Source organism: Pseudomonas sp. RIT409 (assembly GCF_003052515.2).
Classification (GTDB): domain Bacteria; phylum Pseudomonadota; class Gammaproteobacteria; order Pseudomonadales; family Pseudomonadaceae; genus Aquipseudomonas.
On the sequence record NZ_QARE02000002.1, the window covers coordinates 153,807 to 175,022 of the forward strand.

Annotated in this window: 14 protein-coding genes; 8 read left to right on the top strand and 6 right to left on the bottom strand. The window is 60.4% G+C overall.

Annotated elements, in window-relative coordinates:
• Window positions 1-19: 19 nt before the first annotated feature.
• Genes DBP26_RS03270 through DBP26_RS03280 form a run of 4 tightly spaced genes read left to right on the top strand, consistent with a single transcriptional unit; the run spans window position 20 to window position 5,198 of the window.
• Window positions 20-1,378: a SidA/IucD/PvdA family monooxygenase gene (locus DBP26_RS03270; protein ID WP_256601130.1), complete on the top strand. Its 1,359-nt coding sequence runs from the start codon at window positions 20-22 to the stop codon at window positions 1,376-1,378.
• Complete coding sequence (sbnA, locus tag DBP26_RS27205; protein ID WP_256601128.1) at window positions 1,375-2,394, top strand: 2,3-diaminopropionate biosynthesis protein SbnA; 1,020 nt, start codon at window positions 1,375-1,377, stop codon at window positions 2,392-2,394. The genes DBP26_RS03270 and sbnA overlap by 4 nt, the downstream gene beginning before the upstream one ends.
• On the top strand, window positions 2,387-3,382 hold the full coding sequence (sbnB, locus tag DBP26_RS27210) for a 2,3-diaminopropionate biosynthesis protein SbnB (RefSeq protein ID WP_256601126.1): 996 nt from the start codon (window positions 2,387-2,389) through the stop codon (window positions 3,380-3,382). Before sbnA ends, sbnB begins: the two co-directional genes overlap by 8 nt.
• Window position 3,383: 1 nt before the next feature.
• The gene (locus DBP26_RS03280; RefSeq protein ID WP_158541415.1) at window positions 3,384-5,198 is read left to right on the top strand and encodes an FAD/NAD(P)-binding protein; all 1,815 of its coding nucleotides are present in this window, start codon (window positions 3,384-3,386) and stop codon (window positions 5,196-5,198) included.
• 107 nt (window positions 5,199-5,305) lie between these two features.
• On the opposite strand, the gene DBP26_RS03285 is transcribed toward DBP26_RS03280, so the two are convergent.
• The 6 genes from DBP26_RS03285 to DBP26_RS03310 all read right to left on the bottom strand — a co-directional run bounded on the left by DBP26_RS03285 (window position 5,306) and on the right by DBP26_RS03310 (window position 14,546).
• Window positions 5,306-7,252, bottom strand: coding sequence for an acyltransferase family protein (locus tag DBP26_RS03285; RefSeq protein WP_108236280.1), 1,947 nt, complete (start codon window positions 7,250-7,252; stop codon window positions 5,306-5,308).
• A gap of 50 nt (window positions 7,253-7,302) precedes the next feature.
• Entirely contained in the window at window positions 7,303-8,604 is a 1,302-nt protein-coding gene (locus DBP26_RS03290) for a hypothetical protein (protein ID WP_108236279.1), read from the bottom strand.
• Between the two features lie 11 nt (window positions 8,605-8,615).
• The gene (locus tag DBP26_RS03295) at window positions 8,616-9,911 is read right to left on the bottom strand and encodes a hypothetical protein (protein ID WP_256601122.1); all 1,296 of its coding nucleotides are present in this window, start codon (window positions 9,909-9,911) and stop codon (window positions 8,616-8,618) included.
• A gap of 541 nt (window positions 9,912-10,452) precedes the next feature.
• Window positions 10,453-12,072, bottom strand: coding sequence for a glucan biosynthesis protein D (locus DBP26_RS03300; protein ID WP_108236278.1), 1,620 nt, complete (start codon window positions 12,070-12,072; stop codon window positions 10,453-10,455).
• A 268-nt stretch (window positions 12,073-12,340) separates the two neighbouring features.
• Window positions 12,341-13,741 (bottom strand): dihydrolipoyl dehydrogenase, encoded by a 1,401-nt coding sequence (gene lpdA / locus DBP26_RS03305; RefSeq protein ID WP_108236277.1) that lies wholly within the window; start codon window positions 13,739-13,741, stop codon window positions 12,341-12,343.
• Between the two features lie 220 nt (window positions 13,742-13,961).
• Window positions 13,962-14,546, bottom strand: coding sequence for a CDP-alcohol phosphatidyltransferase family protein (locus DBP26_RS03310; protein ID WP_112235847.1), 585 nt, complete (start codon window positions 14,544-14,546; stop codon window positions 13,962-13,964).
• A gap of 348 nt (window positions 14,547-14,894) precedes the next feature.
• On the opposite strand from DBP26_RS03310, the gene DBP26_RS03315 reads away from it, so the two are divergent.
• The 4 genes from DBP26_RS03315 to DBP26_RS03330 are packed head-to-tail and all read left to right on the top strand — an operon-like array spanning window position 14,895 to window position 20,927.
• Complete coding sequence (locus DBP26_RS03315) at window positions 14,895-16,874, top strand: protease modulator HflK (protein WP_108236275.1); 1,980 nt, start codon at window positions 14,895-14,897, stop codon at window positions 16,872-16,874.
• 11 nt (window positions 16,875-16,885) lie between these two features.
• Complete coding sequence (locus DBP26_RS03320; RefSeq protein ID WP_108236274.1) at window positions 16,886-17,926, top strand: protease modulator HflC; 1,041 nt, start codon at window positions 16,886-16,888, stop codon at window positions 17,924-17,926.
• Window positions 17,923-18,990: a protease modulator HflK gene (locus tag DBP26_RS03325; protein ID WP_108236273.1), complete on the top strand. Its 1,068-nt coding sequence runs from the start codon at window positions 17,923-17,925 to the stop codon at window positions 18,988-18,990. The genes DBP26_RS03320 and DBP26_RS03325 overlap by 4 nt, the downstream gene beginning before the upstream one ends.
• Window positions 18,987-20,927: a cation-translocating P-type ATPase gene (locus tag DBP26_RS03330; RefSeq protein WP_108236272.1), complete on the top strand. Its 1,941-nt coding sequence runs from the start codon at window positions 18,987-18,989 to the stop codon at window positions 20,925-20,927. Before DBP26_RS03325 ends, DBP26_RS03330 begins: the two co-directional genes overlap by 4 nt.
• The last annotated feature ends 289 nt before the right edge of the window (window positions 20,928-21,216 follow it).

Below are 21,216 nucleotides of genomic sequence, written 5' to 3' on the forward strand. Positions count from 1 at the left end.
CTTTTCAGGAAGAACCATCATGAATCAGTTTGAAATCGAGGGTATGCGCCAGGAGTTGGACGTCGCATCAGTCGGCTTCGGTCCCGCCGGTATCGCGCTGGCCTGTGCGCTGGAAGACGAAGCGGAAGACAACGGCAAGAAGCCGTTCCAGCGGGTGAAGTTCTTCGAGAAAGGGCGCGATGCGACTTGGCATGGGGCGTTTTTATTGGCCGGAACTGACATCAACCATCATGTATTTCGTGACCTGGTGACCCCGCGTAACCCTCGCAGCCGTTTCTCTTTCGCCATGTACCTCAAGGCGAAAGGGCGCCTGTACAAGTTCGGTCTGCTAGGCCGCCCTGCCAGCCGAGTGGAGTGGTCGGACTACATCAGTTGGGTTGCCGACCAGTTGAACGATTATGTGTCCTACGACGAAGGGGTTGTGGATATCTTACCGGTCACTGAGAGCGGCATCCTCAAGGCTGTGGATATCGTGACGCCGAAGGGCATCTATCGCACTCGGCGCTTGGTACTTTCGCACGGCAGCCTTCCCAGGATTCCCGAGGTGTTCAGCGCGCATTTAGGCGGCCGGGTGTTTCACACGTCGCAGTATTTGAAGAACGTCCACTTGGGCGGCGGCCCGATCGCCCAGCGCTGGCTGGTCCTGGGTTCTGGGCAAAGCGCGGGCGAAGCGGTTGCGCACCTCCTGGGCGCTGCACCGACCACCCAAGTGCACTCCGTCCACCGGGGCGTCGGGTTCAGAGTGGGGCAATTGGGGCAGTTTCCCAATATGGCTTTCCTGCCGGAGCAGGTGGACTACTTCCACCAGTTGGAGCCGGCGCGGCGTACCCGAGTGTTCGATGAGATTCGCTCGACCAACTATGCCGGAATCGACGCCGATGAGAGCCAGGCCTTGTACTCCTTCATGTACGAGGGCGAGGTCAGCGGCCATCAGCGTCTTAATTTACACACCTGGTCCAGTGTCGAGTCTGTGGAAAAGGTCGGCGATGCCTATTCCGTTGTGCTGCGTGACAACAATACCGGCAGTGAAACCACGCTCTATGTCGACGGAATCGTCCTCGGCACGGGTTACGAACAACTGGCTGTCCCGCCGCTGCTGACGCTGCTGCTGCCCTGGCTGGTGCGCGAAGAAGATGGCAGCCTGTCTGTGGACAGATCCTACCGAGTCAGCCTGCAAAACAGCGAAGGGTTGCAGATCCTGGCCAACGGCACCTCGGAGAAGACCCACGGCATCAGCGACGCGCAATCCTTCTCGATGGTGGCGCTGCGTGCTCAGCAATTGACCGATGCATTGCTTGCGACGCAACCGCGTCAGCTCGCAAAGGTTGTATCTCACCCTAAGCGGGCTGCGGCCGCGCGCGCCGAGGCTCGGTCATGAATTTCATTTCTCATATCGTGGGTGACTCGAATTTCGTCCGTGTGAAAGGTCTTGGCTTCGAGAACCTCCATCTGAAGCTGGAATCCTGTAACCCGGCGGGCTCGATCAAGATGAAGACGGCTATTGGCTTGATCGATTCTTACGCAGAGCGCCGACTTATCCACAAGGATACCGTGCTGATCGAGTCGTCCTCCGGGAATCTTGGGGTGGCGCTGGCGATGATTTGCGCGGAACGAGGCTACAAGTTCTGCTGCGTCGTCGACCCCAATACCAACCTTCACAACATCAAAATGATGGAGGCGTTCGGTGCACAGATCGTCATCGTCACCGAGCGTGACGACAACGACGGCTACCTCGGAACCCGCATCCGCTACATCCGCGATACGGTCGCTAGAGACCCGCGCCATCTTTGGCTGAACCAATACAGCAATCCGGCCAACGCTCGGACGCACGAGCAAACCACGGCTCGCTCGATTCACATCGCCTTTCCGGCGCTTGATTACCTCGTCGTTGGCGCGGGAACCACAGGGACCTTGATGGGCTGCGTGCAGTATTTCCGCAAGCATTCACCGCGTACCAAGATCATCGCCGTAGACAGCGCAGGCTCGGTCACTTTCGGGCAGGCGCCGGGCAAACGCTACATCCCTGGGCTGGGATCGAGTCAGATGCCGCCGATCTTTCGTGCGCATCACCTGCATAAACAGCAAGTAGTCGACGAGCGTGCGACGGTGGCCATGTGTCGCTGGCTGGCCAGGTCCAATGGTGTGCTGGCCGGCGGCTCGACAGGCACCGTCATTGCAGGGCTGGCTGCGCCGTCACTGAATATTCCCAAGGATGCCGTAGTGGTCGCGATCTCGCCGGATGCCGGTGAGCGCTATTTGGAAACCATCTACAACGACGAGTGGGTCATTCAGAAATTCGGGCTTGCCGAGCTGTCCGCGCTTTCCTCGCAGCCAATCAGCCGTTATCTCAAACAGTACGTGCATTCGTTCGAAAGGGAGGAGGCCAATGTCTGATTTTCATGTGATACCGGGTGCCGTGATCAAAGACATTCTCGACGTGCAAGCACACTCGATGGTGGCGCGGGTCGAGAATGTCTATCTGCAGCACCACGATGGACAGACGCTCAATCCAGACAGCTATTTTCTGCGTTTTCCACAGCAGCCTGCCAATCGCATCATCGCGTTACCTGCATCGCTGGAAGGCGAGGGGGCGGTGGCTGGCATCAAGTGGATCTCGAGTTTTCCAGCCAACGTTCAGCAGCAGAAGCCACGAGCCTCTGCGGTTGTGATCCTCAACGATCGGGAGACGGGCTACCCGGTCGCCTGCCTTGAAGGCGCCCAGATCAGTGCCGTTCGAACGGCGGCCTCGGCGGTCTCGGGCGCTTACTGGCTTAACGGGCAGTCTCGGCAGGCGGGATCGGTGAGCTTCATCGGTGCCGGCGTCATCGCACGCAACATCGCGCGCATGTTGGCCGTGGAGGGATGGAATCTCGGGGAAGCCTTGGTGCATGACCTGGACTCAGCCTCGGCCAACGCATTGAAAGCCTTCATCGAACAGAGGGACTTATGCACAGCCCGCACTGGCTCACTTGAAGAGGCGTTGGCGGCAGATCTCGTGATTTTCGCCACGACCGCTGGCGAGCCCTACGTTACGCACCCGATGGCATTTCGGGCCGGTCAGGTGGTGCTCAACATTTCCTTGCGCGACATCTCCCCTGAAGTGCTGCTGGCGGCAAACAACCTGTGTGACGACGTCGAGCATTGCATGAAGGCCAACACCTCGCCGCATCTTGCCGAACAATTCACCGGTCATCGTCACTTCATGAACGGCACATTGGCGGGCCTGATGCGCGGCGAGGTCGCACTCGACCCAGGCAAGCCGTCGATCTTCTCGCCCTTCGGGCTTGGCGTGCTGGACCTGGCACTGGCCAAGTTCGTCGTGGATACCGCATTGGCTGAATCGCGTGCCGTGGCCATTGATGCGTTTTTTGAGAAACCCTGAGATGGAACTGAGTGCCAGCTTGCGTTTTGTTCGTGACCTGCATGAGCGCCAACCCATCGATGATCGCGGGGCCGCTATACAGATCGGCATCGTCGGGTGTGGTTCAAGGGGGCTGACCGTACTTGAACGGCTATGCGCGGTCGCCGCGCACAGCGAGCGAAGGGTGGCGATTCATGTGTTCGAACCTCGCCAACCGGGTCCGGGTTTGCACTCGGTGGACCAGCCCGCCTGGCTGATGCTCAACACTGTGGCGTCGCAGATTTCAATGTTTCCGGACTCCGCCGCGCTGAACGGGCTTGCCGGGCGCACAGGACCGAATTTCTATGAATGGTGCTTGCGCTATAAGGCGGCAGAGCGGGTGGTCAGGCCTGATGAGTTTCTTCCACGCGCTTGGCTAGGAGAGTACTTGGCATGGACGTATCGGGAAGTCCTTCGTACGCTGCCCACATGCGTCGACGTCATCCATCATCCCCATGCTGTGGATAACATTGAGCACACCGATACCGGTGCCTTTGTATTGTCCACAGATGACCGACAGCGCTATCACGTGGATTGGCTCTTGATCACCATCGGGCACGCTGAGCCGCCTGCTGCTGGCGCGGGGCTGGGAAAGACAACCCAGCGTGTTTGCGCTTATCCACAAGCGCATGCGAGCCAGACTATCGCTTCCACACAGGCGGTCGGCATCGAAGGAATGGGGCTGTCGGCGATGGACGCGGTCGCGCAGTTGACCGTGGGACGGGGAGGGCGCTTCATCGCGGGGCCTGCTGGGCTGACCTATCAGCCGTCCGGTGAGGAGCCTCGTCTGTTTATGTACTCCCGTCGTGGGCTCCCCTATTGGACTCGGCCCGACATCGTCCCGCATCGGCTCGGAGCCGCTCCGTTGATATTCACACTATCCGCCGTCGCTGATCTACGCGCCCGGCACCCGATTGGCCTGGATTTCGAATGCCAGGTGTTGCCGCTGATAAAGGCGGAGATGGCTGCGGAATACTTTGGCATGGTCGCCTCTCTGCGTGGCGAGTCCTCCTTGCGGGTGAAGTCGGAAATCGCGACTGCTCACCTGTTGGGCGAGATTGAGCCCAAGCTACACGCTCTGGCGCGGATGTTTGGTGTGTCGGGCCTAGACCCTATGCTTTTCGATCCCGGCTATTCGACAGCACCTGTGGAGAATTACGGGCAGTGGGTGAAATCAATGATCGAGGCGGATTTGCAACAGAGCAGCTACGGGCTTGATCACAGCCCCATCAAAGCTGCGGCTGAGGTATGGAGGAGCTGTCGAGAGCAACTGCGGCGTATTGTGGATAACCAGGGGCTGAGCAGGGCGTCCCATCGGGTGTTCTTCGATGAGTATGCTCCACTGGTCAACAGGATGGTGGCGGGTCCTCAAAAGGAACGTCACCAAGAGCTGTTAGCACTGGCAAACGCTGGCATTCTCGACTGGGTCCATCCTTCGCACGTCACGCGCGACCCCGAATCGGGGGACGTTGTACTTCAGCGCGAGGGTGAAAGTGCGACGTCATTGGACGTGGTTATCTCCGCGCACGTCAGTCCAAATCTGACCGTAGCCTCGCAGCCAGCGATCATACGTCAATTGCGGGAGAGCGGAATTATCCACAGTGGCGATGGGAATGATGGACTGATTCATATCGACAGCCATGGCAGAGCTCAACCCAATCTGTGGATAACCGGCCCCATCGTAGAGGGCGCTACCTATTACAACCACTACGTGCCTTCATCGGGGAGCTACTCTCGGGCGTTTGTCGATGCTGATCGAATCGCCCGGGAAATGTTAGGGATGATGGTGCCGGCGTGAACATCGCCTGAGGATCCGCTGCGATAAGCCACCCTGATGCCACGCGTAAAAAAGCCCGCACCGGCAACGCCGGGCGGGCGGGGTGCGAAGTCTTCCTCTTGGCGAGGTCAGTAAGACGTTGCAGCGTTGATAGCGACCTTGGTGTCTCGTGCCCCTTCAAGCGCCGCATTCTCTTTGCGCAATTCGGGCATCACGTAGTTTTTTACGATGTAGAGCGATCCCGCTGAGCTCAAGTGGCCTGAGTCGATTTGCAGCAATGAATGATCCTCCTGCAAGCGCACCAGGCATGAGTCGACCACGCACAATCCGTCCATCAGCGACACGAAATCGACCATGTGGGGATCGATCATGGCCCGTGTGGCGCGGTTCGTGTCGATCAGTTCCTTGTCCATAGCGGAATCGGTGATGTGCGAATCGTCCGTGCCCCAGTGACGATTGGCAATGACGCTGGGCAACGAAGGGTTCCACTGGGGCAGAGGCCCCATCAGCACCACTCGTTTGACACCGTCGGCCTTGAGCCGCGCGGCCAGCTCGTTCCAGCGCGTCTTGTCGTGCTGATCCTTTTGCGCGATCACCACCACCTCAGGTTGCAACGCAGCGATGGCTTTCAAAGCGGTGGTGTTGGAGTAGTTGCAGGTAATCCGCGCTGGGGTTTCCCTGCCTGTATCTATTGTCAGGCTGGGCTTACAGCCGGCAGAGGCCACCTGGTAGAAAGGCGTGCCCCGTGCCAGGAACGTTCTCAAGCCGAGCGACAGCGCTTGTGCGTGGGAATCGCCCCAGAGGAATACGCCGCCATCGCCCGATTTGCGCGTGCATGACGCGTCGATCTGCGTCTGGTTGCGCTCAGTGAACGCCGAAAAGGCATCGCATTTCAGCCAATAGTTTTCATACAGGTTTTTCTGCCGGGTCGCGTAATCCTGAAGAAAGCGTGCCTTGTCCGAGATGCTCACCGGGCGCAGCGCAGAAACGGCGCCATCGGTGGCATTGACCGCCGTGCCACCGACGAAGACCAGCGCAATCAGAGCGCCCGCACCCGCAAATCGCCACGAGCTTGTCGATGCTTTTTTCTGCGGCGTTTGTTCGATCAGCGAGTACGAAAGCTGGGCCAGAACAAAGGCAGCGATGATGCCTGGCAGCGCGTTGAGTGGACTTCCGAGATAACCCGCATAACTCATGTACACCACGACGGGCCAGTGCCACAAATACAATGAATACGACAGTTTGCCGGTCCATTGGGAAAACCGGTTGTTGGTCACGGGCGAGTCTTGCCGCGCCGCCATGATGACTGCGAATGTGCCCAGCACCGGCATCAAAGCCAGATAGCCAGGCCACACCACGCGCTCCGAGAGGACGACAAAGCTGGCGGCCATCAACCCCAGGCCGGTGGCTTCCAAAACCCGTTGTTGCGCGGGATTCAGTTTCACTGGAAACAACGCGGCCACGCCGCCCAGCAACAGTTCCCAGGCACGTGTAGGCAGTAGATAGAACGCAGGCTCCGGCCACTTGACCGACGCGATCACACAGACGACGAAACCGCCCACACATGCCGCCATGACCACCCAGCGCAAATGACGCACTGTCATGACCTTACTCAGCCCCAATAGCACGACGGGGTAGAGCATGTAGAACTGCCATTCCACGGACAGCGACCACGTATGCAGCAGCCACTTTTCGTGGGCGCTGGCAGTGAAATAGCCCGCTTCCGACCAGTATGTGAAGTTGGAGTAGAACCCGAGGCTGGCAGCGACGTGTTTGCCGAGCTCGCTGTATTCCAGTGGCAGCAGATAGACCCAGCCGAGTATCAGCAGGGCCGCGCACATGACGGCCAAGGCCGGAATGATTCGCCGCGCCCGAGACTTATAGAAACCAATGAGACTCAGGCTGTCTTTCTCCAGATTGCGGAACAGTATTCCGGTGATCAGAAACCCGGAAATCACGAAGAAAATATCCACACCGGAAAATCCGCCCGGCAGCCAGGCGGGATTGAAATGGAAGATCACCACTGCGATGACCGCGATGGCCCTGAGTCCATTGATGTCTTTTCTGAAATCCATGGCAATTCTTCAAGTGACGTTGTTAAGAGGCCAGCGCAGAAACGCATCCCTTAGCCTGATGCGCCCACGCGAATGATTTTTGGGAAGCCGTTCAATGTGATAGGCGCCGAACACTGCTGCGCTTGGCAAACCCAGGATTGCTCCGCGTTGAACCAGCCCTTTTGCGGCTGGGCGGTGTCGATGAGCCTGAGCGCACCGTTCTGGGGGCCAGCGGAATGTACGGTTTTCTCGATGGTTTTCCTGGCACCTGCCCAGGCCACGACGATCTGCTCTTCACCCTTCGTGAAGTGCAGCAAATAAGCGTCATCGGCCCACACGCTGGCGTCTGGGTCGTAGGTGAAGTCTTTGATGAAGGGGCTGATGACCTTCAGCACGTTGTAGGCCGGCTTGGCTGAAAGGTCTTCATTTAAAAGCCCGAAGTTATGCTCCTGATCCTTTCGATCGGCCCCGTCGTTGATCAGGTCGTACCACCACATGCCTTTGAGATTGGGGATCGTGCGCGCGAAAAACAGGATGCGTGCCATGAAGGCCGCCTGGGTTTCGGGGGTGCTCCCGCAGTTCCCGGTGTGGCTCGGCCAAGCCATCTCGGTGATGTACAACGGTACGTCGCGACCGGCCTTGGTGCGGATATGGCGTTCGTATTCACGCACCCAATTGACCCAACCCTCCGGATTGTTTCGACCGCCCCCCGCGCAATGCGCGTAGGGATGGATCGACAGCCCGTCGACCTGATCGAGCATGCCGGCGTCGATCAAGTGGTCGGCAAATCCTTCGTCCATGCCCTGGGGGGTGATCGAACCGGCCAGGATTTTCGCGGGCGAGCCGTTTTGCCCTTGGGTGTGCTTGCGAATCAGCGGCACCGTGTCACGCACCAGCGCTGCGTAGTCGGCGGCCAGCTTGGGATCGCCCGGGGCTTCCAGGTCCCATTCATTCCAGATTTCGTAGTAATTGACCCTGTTCCCCAACTGACCGACCACGTAATTGACGTAATTCAGATAGCCCGCCTTGACCTTGCCTGCGCGCGGCTTGGCGTTGTCGTGAAAAAAGGTGCTGTAGTCGAGAATTACCAGGCGGGACAAGTTCTGCGTGGCTGCAGCGCTCAGGTAATCACGCCATGGCTGCACGATCCTCAGTTGATTGGGTGCCGGCTCGGCGGTCGACCAGAACGCATCGTCCTTGAGGGCGGTGACGCCGGCTTGCGCCGCAAGCTGCAACGGCACTCGAGGCGAAGCCGGAAAGTTCATCAAGTGGGTGCCGATGCCCAGAATGAACGGCTCGTCGGCGGCCGCTTCATGAACGAGGAACACGCTGAGCAGAGACAGGAATGCGGCTGACAGGCGGCTGAACTTCATTGCCGGTGCTCTCAATTCAAGTGGGGCAGGACAGGAAACAGAGCGTGCGTCCCGCTGAACGTGGAGGTCACCGGACGCGGTACTCGATTTCGGCCGAGGACGTGACCAATGGCCATGCCCAGAAACAAATTGGCCGTCGCGATTTCAGGCATGTCGGTGGTCCAGCCCGTCAGCAGACAGCAAAAGCACACCGCCAGTAACGCTCGTCCCGCCCGCGTCACGTCATCGCCCAAGGCAATGAACAGAGGGATCTGCAACGTGAACAGAAGAATCCCGAACGCGCCCAGCATGCCCCACAGGTACAGCACGGTGCTGTCTGAACCCAGGGTGGGCAGGCCCGGAATCGGGAACAGGGCCAATGTGCTGCCATAGGCGCCGAGCCCAGCCCCGGTCAGCTCCCAACCTTCGCTGATGATCCACCTCGCCATGTTCGGCCAACTGTTGATCAAACGATCGTAAAGCGAAGACAGGGTGCCGGTGCTGGCCAGGCCCGCGTTGAAGTCGTAGAGAAAACTGATCAGCGGCAGGATCATCCCGATCAGTACAGCGATCGTCATCACCACCCGCGCTGTCCAGTGAAACCGCAGGATCATCAGCAGTCCCACCGCGCACACGAAGCCGGCTGCGGGTGCCTTGCTCGTCGTCATGACGATCGCCACAGCAGTCACGCCGCTGAGCACGAGCATCAAGAGCCTGGACCGCAAGAACGGCATCACGAACAACGCGCCCATCGCCAGGTTGATCGACAGGATATTGGACACGCGTGCAAAACCGGCCAGGCGGTCGGCTTCGTCTACCGCCCAGGCCGTATTGCCGCTCAACTCCGTTTCGCCGAGTGTGTAGCTGTAGCCTTTCCAGGGAACGGACGTCAGTTTGTCCAGCGCCAGCCCGACGAAAGACGCTAGCAGGCACAGGCCGACCGCCCACAGCAGCAGCTTTTTGCGATGGATGAGCTGTTCGCTGCAAATCATGCCGAACAATATCGGGCAGATCCCGAAGACACTGAATCCGATGTTGCTGAGTGACGCGCCATGCAGCATGGCGATCAGGCTCGAAATCACCAGCGCGAGCAGGCCGAGCCACACCCCTTTGCTGGTCTTCAAGTGCAGGAGTTGCAGCATCAGCAGCAGGCAGCAAAGGATTTTGGGACCGTACAGCACCGCGGACAGGCCCGCCTTGTCCAGATAAAAACGCAGCGCCCCCGAGAATGTTTCGACCACGATCAAGCTGATGGCCGTCCAGACGATGGCCGTGGAGATGTTGAAAGAGAGGATCGAAGGTTTATCAACGGCGGCATTCGACATCATGGTCAGTCCCTTTGAAGCGCTCGAATGGAAGTGATTGTCGGACAGCTAGCCGGGGGCTGGCCGGTTGAAGTTCTCGACGCAAAGCTACCGCCCATCGACTCAGCTTCGGGCTGTCGATCAGAAAATAGATGCGGTATGTCGCAAGCGCCGGGGTAGGTGCAGCAGAGCTTGGCAAGCCATGCTGAATCGGCGTGACAGGAGATATATCAGCCCCAGATGGAGAGGCTGTCAACGAATTAGTCAAATTTTCGGACAGGGTCGCCCGACCGAAAAAATCGGAGTCTCTAACTTATTGAATTTATTGAGGGTGTGAAATTTGACGCTGGTAAATCGGGCGATCTCCAGCGCCTTTTCGGCCGCCGTCTATGACTCATTTCTGTTACAACACAGCCGAGCATTGCAGGGTCTCGACGGGCTCGTCGGCGGGCTCAGCATATAGAACGGGGCCGGCATCTGGCTCCGGGATCGAGCGCTTCTCTCATCCTTTTGCAGGATCACAGAAGCGCTCACGCAGGCTCAATGCACCGCTGCGGTCAATGGCTCAGGTGTATTTGCGTTTGTCCGGTGCAGGCGGAAAGTACTGGTACAGCCACGTCTCGCTCAGCGTCCTATCGCCCGTTTTGATGAACATGCGCATCTCTACAGGGTCGACGGAATCGTTGGTTGGATACCAATCGAAGGTCACACGGAAGCCTTTGATATCCGGCAATACAAGCACATTGAAATCCTGCACCTTGCCGTTCGATACGGAGACAACAGGTTCGATCCCCGAGCCTTCCGGCAGGCGATCCAGTCCTCCGCCGTTGAAGTCCACGGCAAACCGTCGCGCCCAGACATCGGGGTAATGCTCTCCCGGTGCCCAGCCTTCAATGAAGCCGCCCATGCCGGAGCGCGTCGCATTGACCTGCGCCAGCGGCGTGCTCACCGGTGGCAACGGACTCCAATAGAGCTTGTAGCCGTAATTCATGGACATTCCGGCCTTGACCGGCACTTTCGGGTTCCAGAAGGCAACGATGTTGTCCAGCGTCTCGCCTGTGGTCGGCAGTTCCAGCAGGTCGATCGATCCCTCCCCCCAAGGCGTGGTGGGCTCGACCCACAGGCTCGGCCGACGGTGATACCAGTCGACGGTGTCCTGGTAGGTCTTGAAGTCATGATCGGTCTGCACCAGACCGAATCCTTTCGGGTCCTTGTCGGCGAAGGCGTTGAATTGGAGTTTGGCCGGGTTATTGAGAGGACGGCAGATCCACTCACCGTTGCCGCGCCACATGGCGAGCCGATCCGAGTCATGGATCTCGGGGTGAATGGTGTCGCACATCCGGCGTTCGTGGGTGCCACAGCTGAACATGCTGGTCATGGTCGCGATGCCCAGTTGCTCGATGTCGGCCCGAGCGTTGATGTGCGCGTCGATGTCCATCACCACACGCTCGGCTTGGCAATCGATATCGAAGCGGTAGGCGCCCGTTGCGCTCGGCGAATCCAGGAGCGCGTACACCACGAAGCGCGTGGCGTCCTTGGTTGGTTTTTCAAACCAGAACTTGGTGAAATCCGGAAATTCTTCCGGGCGGTGGGCGTAGGTGTCGATCGCCAGGCCCCGAGCGGACAGGCCGTATTGTTTGTTGCTGTCAATCGCGCGGAAGTAGCTGGCCCCCAGGAACGACAAGATGTCGTTGATTGCGATTTCAGGGGCCTTGAAAAGCTTGAAGCCTGCAAAGCCCAAGTCGCCTTTTAGCTGACTCTGGTCAATGCGGCTGGCTTCGTAATTGAACAGTTCAGGACGGAAATGCACCTCCCGCGCCTGGTTCGTGGCCGGGTCGACGCTGTACATACGCACCGGCGTCTTGAAACCCGCGCCGACGTGGAAGAAATGCACGTCCAGTTGACCCTTGACGTCGTTCCACAGGGAATGGCCGGCGTCGTATCGGATGGCGTTGAACTGTTGTGGGGTCATGTTCGCCAGGGTAGGCGGCAGGTTCTGCTTGGTGCTGACGTAGGCTTTGCCGGCCATCTGCTTGGCGAGGTCTTGCAAGGTCTTGAAGTCGAAATGTTCGATGTCGCCGTCTGCTGCGGCCGCCAGGGCATGTGCTGCATAAAGGCCCGAGGCGGGCAGCGCGCTATACGCTGCCAGCGCCATGGAAGCTTTCAGTAGATTCCTGCGATTCATAAGGTGAAGCCTCTGAAGAAATGCTGTGCCTTCCTGCACATGGACGTGCGCTTTCCCAATCCTTGCCGAACGCAAATTACCAACAACACAGATAACAATCTCGGCATCTTGTTCGGAAAAAAAAGAAAATTCGTTTCAGAGCACTTCCTGATGGGCTTCAACGGGTTGCTGTAGGTCAAACCCTGCGGGCAACGGGCCGCGCGACCGTCAGCGCCTTTGGAAACGCCGCCATCGACACGCCGCGTTGCGGCCGCAAGGCCCGGGTCGGTCACGCCTGAGTCGTGTGCCCTCCAGCGCCCATCGCCGCTTGGCGCAGCGCCTCGGAGCGTGTCGGGTGAGGGTGACAAGTCAGCGCCACATCTTCTGCTGACGCCGCGAACTCCATGGCCACGCAGTACTCGGCGATCATCTCGCTGACACTCGGGCCCACCAGGTGGACTCCCAGGATTTCATCGGTCTTCTCATCGGCCAGCACCTTGGCGAAGCCATCGCCTTCGTGGTTGACCTTCGCCCGGCTGTTGGCGCTGAAGGGGAATTTCCCAACCTTGTAGGCCCGGCCTTCCTCCTTCAACTGCTCTTCGGTCTTACCCACACTGGCCATCTCCGGCCGGGTGTAAATGACGTTGGGGATGAGGTTGTAGTTGAGTTCGCCTTTTTTACCCACAATGCGCTCCACGCAGACCGCCGCTTCGTCTTCTGCCTTGTGCGCCAGCATCGGGCCGGAGGTGACGTCGCCGATGACCCAGATGCCCTCCACCGCCGTACGGTGGCCCTTGTTGGCAAGCACGCCCCGTTTGTCCACTTCCAGCCCGACAGTTTCCAGGCCCAGCCCCTTCGTCACAGGACGACGCCCGATGGAGACCAGTACGTAGTCTGCTTCCAGCACTTCAGCCTCGCCGCCCGCAGCAGGTTCGACGGTCAGGCTTACGCCCGAATCGCTCGAGACAGCGGAGGTCACTTTGGCGCTCAGTTTGAAATTCATCCCCTGACGCGACAGGGAGCGGTGCAGCGTCTTGCCCGTCTCAAGGTCCGAGCCATGGGCAACATGGTCGAGAAATTCGACCACCGTCACTTTGGCGCCCAACCGACGCCAGACGGACCCCAACTCCAGGCCGATGACACCTCCACCGATCACGACCAGATGCTTGGGTACTTCGCTGAGTGACAAGGCGCCGGTGGAGTCGAGGATGCGTTTGTTGTCGATGGTCACGCCCGGCAGGGGGGTAGGTTCTGAGCCAGTGGCGATGATGATGTCTTTGGCGGTCAGCTCGGATTCCGCACCATTGGCGTCGGTGACGATGATCTTGCCGGGCCCAGCCAGGCGCCCCCAGCCCTTGATCCATTCGGCCTTGTACTTACGAAACAGAAACTCGATGCCCTTGGTCAGGCCGGTCACGCTCTCGACTTTCTGGGCCATCATCTGCGGCAGGTTCAGCGTCGGCGCCACTTCGATACCCAATTTCTTGAATTCTTCCCCCGTTGCTGCCTCGTACAGTTCCGAGGCGTGCAGCAGTGACTTGGACGGGATGCAGCCGACGTTCAGGCAGGTCCCGCCCAACGTTTCCCGACCCTCCACACAGGCCACCTTCAAACCTTTCTGGCCAGCATGAATGGCCGCGTTGTAGCCGCCAGGCCCGCCACCAATGATGACAACGTCGTAATGACTCATGAACGCACTCCTCGAGAAAAATCGACAGTGGAGGGAAGCGTAGACCGCTCTCCGCAAAAATCCCGTCGACGACATGCCAGGGAAATTATGGTCGTAATATCAAATGCGCTTGAACCTGAGGTCAAGTCCCGATGTGTGGAAGCACCGTTGTCGAAAATGCAAGAAAGGCCTGTGGATAAGCTGTTCGCAAGGCGTGTGTAACGCTGTTGAAGCAACGGCGCTATTCAGGACCATCACTGCGTGCGGCTGCTCCGGCGTCAGATCTGGGTGTTTGCGCGACAGCGCCCCGGATGCGCTTATCGATCGTCGCCACTAACAGGACCGCCATCAACGCCAGCGTGATGTTGATCGCCGCAGTAAGCGTATGGCCTGAGCTAATTCCGAGCCCGAACACAGCGAAACATAGCGTTCGCACCGCGCTGCTCAAAGGGCCCTCCCGGCGTCTGGATGCTTTGATCAGCGGGCCCAGCAGGCCTGCGAATTCGCTGAAGATCGCCAGGAGCGTCACCAGTAAAACCAGCAGCAGGCTGACCTTCGGCACCGCTGCAAACGGCAAGAACAGCGCTGTTTCCGCGACGACGCGGCCTAATTCCTGGACGCACTGGCCGAGCCGGGAATACTGACCGAATTCATTGACCAGCAAGGCTTCGATGGCGTTGAACAGTGTGCGGATCAGCATCCAGACTGGAATCAGCAGGAAGATGCGCTCGTTGGCAGCGAAAGCAGCCACCAACACACCCACTGCGACGGAAATCAACGCCGTACACAGGGTGACATGGATGGCGCGTACACCGTCTTCAAACAAAATTCTCGCAACGGGATGAAGGACTCTTTGCAACCAGGCACTCGGCACCATAGCCAATCCTCTGCCTGTGGATAACTTTCAGGGAGCTTAGTGCAAATTTTTCGTCGTGTGGGAGGCGGCGGGCCTCATGCCGTTGCGTCGAGACGGCCATCGGGGGCGTGCACGCGACTAACCTGTCTACTGGCTGTCAGGGGAGTGGATTGGCCCTGAGTCTGTGAATGACCAGACGAAAATTTCACGCCACTTGTTATATCGTAACGCCACTTGAATCTATGTTGCGGGCTATTGCACCCGCAGAGTCGGCAGGTTGGAAAATGAGTTCAGCATTCAGCAAGTTCTGGGGTGGCAATGCGGGTTGATCTGGATGTTGAAGGAGTGGCGCCTGCCAGCATGCCAAGGTTCCAGCGCGCGGGCTTTCACGTGCGTCGGCTTTCACGATTGACCTACCTGCTGGGTACTCTGGGCGTCATTGGCTTGGTGGTATCGCTGTTCGTCGATCTGTTTTCCCCCATTTCCCTGTGGACCGCCGTGCTGACCAACAGCGCGGCGAGCCTGCTGGTGCTCGCCGCGGCACTGCAGTCTGCACAGATCGTGGCGCAGTGGCGCTCTCGCGTACTGACGCCGGATGAGGAGGACGTCTCTTCGGTCGAGGATGTCTCGGCCGACGAGTTGGGTTGGTACGATCGCCTGTTAGCGCGTATCAGCGGGGCGGGGGCGTCGATGGCGGGCCAGATCGGCGTGCCGGTCTTCTGGCTGGCGGGTTGGACACTCTTGGCGCTGATCAGCATCGCGATGATATGGAATTTCACGCTGGTCGGCACCGCGGTTGGCCTCGTTGGTAATGGGGTTGGAGGCCTCCTGTTACTGATCGGCTTCGGTTTGCTGGTATTGGAGCGTCAGTTCAGCAACGAATCCGAAGCCAGTTGGCCAGAGGCCGAGCAGTTGGCCCAGATCACGCGGGTCGCCATCGGGACATTGCTGATCGCGGCCTTGTGCCTGTTCTTTTCTTCCGTCGAGCGTGTCTGGCCCGTACGGCTGGCCGTGCTGATCGGGCTGCTACCCGGGTTGGTAGCAGTGGAATTGCTGGTCCGAGCGCTGTTGTCGGTTTTCAGCCCTCGCAACGAGCGGCTCGAGCCTCGTCTGGTAGCCAGCAGTTTCGTCGCCGGTCTGCTGCGCTGGCCGCCGCGCCCGCTGACGGCATTGCAGAATGAATTGCACAACCGCTTTGGCATCGACTTGCGGCAGGTCTGGGCGTTTACCTACATGCGCCGTGCATTTCTGCCGGTCCTGGCGGTCATAATCGCGCTGGGTTGGGCACTGAGCGGGGTTCACGAAATTCCCATGCAGGGTCGCGGCATCTACGAGCGCTTCGGTAAACCGGTCGAGGTCCTCGGGCCTGGCTTGCATGCTGGACTGCCCTGGCCGTTCGGTGCGGTGTTGCCTGTTGAGAACGGTGTGGTCCATGAACTGGCGACCAGTGTTTCGGAGGGCAGCCGTGCGGATAACAGCCCTGCGGAACCAGCGCTCGATCCTGCCGAAGGACCGCCCCCTGCCACCGCGAACAGGCTGTGGGATGCGACCCACATCAACGATAAGTCCCAGGTGATCGCCGGCGGTTCTGCCGAGAAGCAGAGCTTTCAAATCGTCAACATGGACGTGCGCTTCGTCTACCGCATCGGGCTGGACGACCAGGCTGCGATGGCCGCGACCTATAACAGCGCCGACATTCCGAGCCTGATCCGCAGCACTGCCAGCCGGGTGCTGGTCCACGATTTCGCTTCGCGGACGCTTGATGAGTTGCTCGGGGAACAGCGCACGGATCTGGCGGCCGATATTGGCAGCGCCGTCGCGCGGGACCTGAGAAAACTCGACAGTGGCGTTGAGATCCTCGCAACCGTCGTTGAGTCGATCCACCCCCCTGCCGGTGCAGCCAACGCCTACCACGGTGTCCAGGCGGCGCAGATCAGCGCCCAGGCGCTCATCGCTCGCGAGCGGGGCGCTGCGGCGGATCAGGCCAACCTTGCGCAACTGCACGCCAGCGTCGCGCATGACCAGGCCGCGGCAACGTCGCGCGAAGTGCTGGCCACTGCGCAAAGCGCCGACCTGCGATTCGGTGCCGAACAACAGGGTTATGCCAAGGCGGGCCAAGCCTTTCTGCTCGAGCAGTACCTGAGCCAACTGACCCAGGGCATGACCCACGCCAAATTGCTGGTTCTGGACCATCGCCTGGGCGGTGGCAGTGCCCCGACCATTGATCTGCGTACTTTCACTCTTCCGGTCGACCCCACCACGTCGCCCAAGTCAGCCGAACAGCCAGTGGCTGAATAAGGAGTCGTTCCTTGAGTCTGTTTCATTCCCACGATCATCACGACCATGCCGGTCACGGGCATGGGCACCATCATGGCCATTCTCATCATGGCGAAGACGCCGGCCCGGTCGGGTTTCCCTGGCGTCGAGCCGGTCTGGCGGCGTTGTTGGTGGCCTTTGCAGTGGCCGCGGCGAGCCTGGTCCAGGTGCGCTCTGGCGAGGCGACCGTCATCACTCGCTTCGGCAATCCGGCCCGTGTACTCCTCGATCCGGGGTTGAGCTGGCGCTGGCCCGCGCCGTTCGAAGCGGCGATTCCAGTGGACTTGCGCCTGCGCACCACATCCAGCGGCCTGCAGGACGTCGGCACCCGTGACGGTTTGCGCATCATCGTTCAAGCCTATGTGGCCTGGCAGGTGCAGGGCGACCCTGACAACGTGAAGCGCTTCATGCGCGCCGTCCAGAATCAGCCGGACGAAGCGGCGCGGCAGATCCGTACCTTCGTCGGCTCGGCGCTGGAAACGACCGCCGCCAGTTTCGACCTGGCAAACCTGATCAACACCGATGCCAATCAAGTGCGCATCGGTGACTTCGAAAACCAGTTACGGCAACAGATCGAGAAGCAACTGCTCGATACCTACGGGGTGCGTGTGTTGCAGGTGGGCGTGGAGCGTTTGACGCTTCCGTCAGTGACGCTCAATGCCACGGTCGATCGCATGCGCGCCGAGCGGGAAACCATTGCCACCGAACGTACGGCCATCGGCAAACGCGAAGCGGCGCAGATCCGCTCCGCCGCCGAGCGCGACGCGCGTATCGTCGAGGCCGATGCCACGGTGAAAGCCGCCGATATCGAAGCGCAATCCCGCGTGGAGGCGGCGCTAATATACGGCCGGGCTTATGCCAGTTCACCGCAGCTCTACAATTTGCTGCGCTCGCTCGACACCTTGGGCACGATTGTCGGCCCCAGCACCAAGTTGATCCTGCGCACCGACGCTGCGCCGTTTCGGGTGCTGGTCGACGGGCCGCCCACGCTGTCGGAAGGCAAGCAGGATGGTAAGGCCGGGACGCAGCCATGAGTGAGCATGAGGCGTCGCACATTGAGCGCCCGGCGGTGAACAGCCCGTGGCTGCAAGCCAGCCGTTTGGCGTTTGTGGGCCTGTACGTGGTGACACTGCTTGCGGCCATCGGCTGGGCGGTCTCCAACGTCCGCCAGATCGATCCGCAAAATCGCGCAGTGGTATTTCGCTTCGGTGAACTGGATCGCGTGCAGAACGCAGGGTTGTTGTTGGCATGGCCACAGCCGTTCGAGCAAGTCGTGCTGCTGCCGTCGGCGGACCGCGTCATTGAGCGCCACGTTGAAGCGCTGCTGCGTTCGCCCGCAGCGCTGGCTGCCGACAAGATCACCAGCTTCGCCACGCCGATGAGCGATGCGCTGGCGGGCTCGGGCTTTCTCCTCACCGGGGATGCGGGCGTCGTGCAACTGGACGTAACGGCGTACTACAAAGTTACCGATCCCCGGGCCTTCGTTCTGCAGGGCGAACATGTGCTGCCAGCACTGGATCGTCTGGTCAACCGCAGCGCGGTCAGCCTCACCGCTGCACGTGATCTGGACACGATTCTGGTGGCGCGCCCTGAACTGGTGGGGTCCGACAGCCAGGCGGCCGAGCGGCGCGAGCGGCTGCGAGGCGATCTGGTACAGGGGATCAATCAGCGCCTCGAAGCGCTCGCCACCATTGGCGGCGGACTGGGTGTCGAGGTGGTGCGGGTGGACGTTCAGTCCAGCCTGCCCCCGGCCGCAGTGAACGCCTTCAACGCCGTGCTCACTGCCAGTCAGCAGGCCGATCAGGCCGTGGCCAACGCGCGCACCGACGCCGAAAAACAGAACCAGGCCGCCAATCAACAAGCGGACCGCCTGCTGCAGGTCGCCCATGCTCAGGCTTCCGAACGGCTGGCCAAGGCGCAGACCGACACGGCTGCGGTAACAGGCCTTTCCCAGTCGATCCAGAACAAGAGTGACCCCGGGCTGTTGCTGCGCCTGTACCGCGAGCGGGTGCCGGGAATTCTCAAGCAGGCCGGCTCGGTGACGACGGTCGACCCCCATGACGATTCACGCCTGATCATTCAGGGAGCCGACAAATGAGTGGCCAAGCCGCACACACCCACGCTCACGATCATCATTCCGCCGAACCGGCGACGCCTGGCAGCATGCTGACCAGCACCGAGCAGCGCAGCGCTGCCCGGCAACTCACACTGGCCATGTTGGCATTGGGGCTCCTGGCGCTGGGGTTGGTGTGGCGGTTCTTCGCCCCGGAGCAAGTGGGCGTCAGCCAATTGCTGCTGGGCGCCGCTTCACTGCTGGTGGCGATCCCAGTGGTCAGCGCTGGCTGGCATAGCCTGCGCTATCCGAGCCTGCATGGCATTACTGACCAGTTGATCGCGCTGGCGATGCTCGGCGCTTGGGCGACCGGCGATCTGATGACGGCTGCCCTGCTGCCCATCATCATGATTTTTGGCCATGTGCTGGAGGAGCGCAGCGTCATCGGTTCGCAAGAAGCCATTCAGGCCCTTGGCAAGCTGACTCGCAGCCACGCGCGTCTGATCGCGCCGGACGGCTCGATTCGTGAAGTGGACAACGGTTCGCTGGTGGCGGGTGATCGCGTTGAAGTGCGTGCCGGGGATCGTGTGCCCGCGGACGGACGGGTGATCTCGGGACAGGCGAGTCTCGACACGGCGCCCATTACTGGCGAATCGGTGCCCCTCGAAGCCCGCTCCGGTATGGAGGTGTTTGGCGGCGCGATCAACCTGGATGGGCTGCTGCGCATCGAAGTCACGCGCATTGGCCACGAATCGACGCTGGGTAAGGTCATCGCCCTGATGCAGAGTGCCGAGCGTTCGAAGCCGCCGATCACGCGCCTGCTGGAACGCTACGCGGGCAGTTACATGGTGCTGGTGTTGCTGATCGCTGCCGTGACCTGGTTCATCACCAACAACGCGCAAGCCATGCTCGCCGTGCTGGTCGCCGCATGCCCCTGCGCGCTCGTGTTGTCCGCCCCGGCGACGGCGATTGCCGGGATCGCCGTGGCCGCGCGACACGGCATCCTGATCCGCAGCTCGGCTTTCCTCGAAGAACTCGCGGACCTGACTTCGTTGGTGGTCGACAAAACAGGCACCCTGACCTACGGCAGTCTGCGCCTGCAGTCCGTCCTGGCGCAGGAAGGGGCGGGTGAGGACATTCTTGTGCTGGCCGCCAGCCTGGGCTCGGCCAGCAGCCATCCGGTCAGCCGCGCCCTGGCAGGCCTGGTCGAGAAAGACCTGCATGTGCCGCTGGAAGATATCCGCGAACGTCAGGGGCTGGGCGTCGTCGCACACACGTCGCGAGGCGAGGCGGCACTGGGTCGCCCCGAGCTGTTTGCCCAGTTGGGAATCGCGACTTCGCCGGTTCCCGCCCATGACGGGCCAATCGCGGGGCTGGCGATCGATGGTACGTTTCTCGCCTGGCTGCTCCTGGCAGACAGCCTCAAGCCCGAGGCGCGACAGGCGCTTGGCGAGTTACGTGACCTGGGGCTTGGGCGGCAACTGCTGTTGACCGGTGATCGGCAGAGCGTGGCCGATAGCCTGGGAGCGGAGGTCGGTATCGGCGACATCCAGGCGCAAGCCTTGCCGGAAGACAAGCTCAATCGCGTCATGGGCGAGATCAGTCGTGGCTTCCGGCCCATGGTGGTAGGCGACGGCATCAACGACTCACTCGCGTTGAAAGCCGGCGTAGTGGGTGTTGCGATGGGGGCCGGTGGCGCCGACATCGCGTTGGCGTCAGCGGATATCGTGCTGATCGGCAGCGATTTGCGTCGACTGGGAACCTGTGTGCGATTGAGCCGCCAATGCCGCACGACCTTGCAGGTGAATGTCATCATCGGCCTGGGGTGGACCTTGGCGATCGTCGCGCTCGCGGCGTTCGGTGTTCTCGGTGCGGCGGGCGCGATGATCGCTGCTGTGCTGCATAACCTCAGTACGCTGCTGGTCTTGGGTAATGCCGGGCGGCTGCTGCGTTTCCACGAGCCCATCGGTAAATATTCATAAACGTTTGCAAGCCTTGGGTTGCGCTGCCTCCACGACCGGCAGCGCTCCAGAAGGCTCGGCCATGGTCTCGAATTCGCTTGAGCCTTGAAGAACTCTGTAACAAATTATGAGTCAGTCATGAGTGGGTGCTCCAACACAGCAGGCTTCAAATGGGCTCGAATCCTGAGGCGGAGCAGCGGCCGCCCCTGCAGCAGATTCGTCGCAGTCCCTCGCTAACGCCGATAGCCTGACGGTTCCTGTCTGGAGCCGGTTTTGGACTACCCTTTTCCTTGTCTTGGACCAGGGAGTT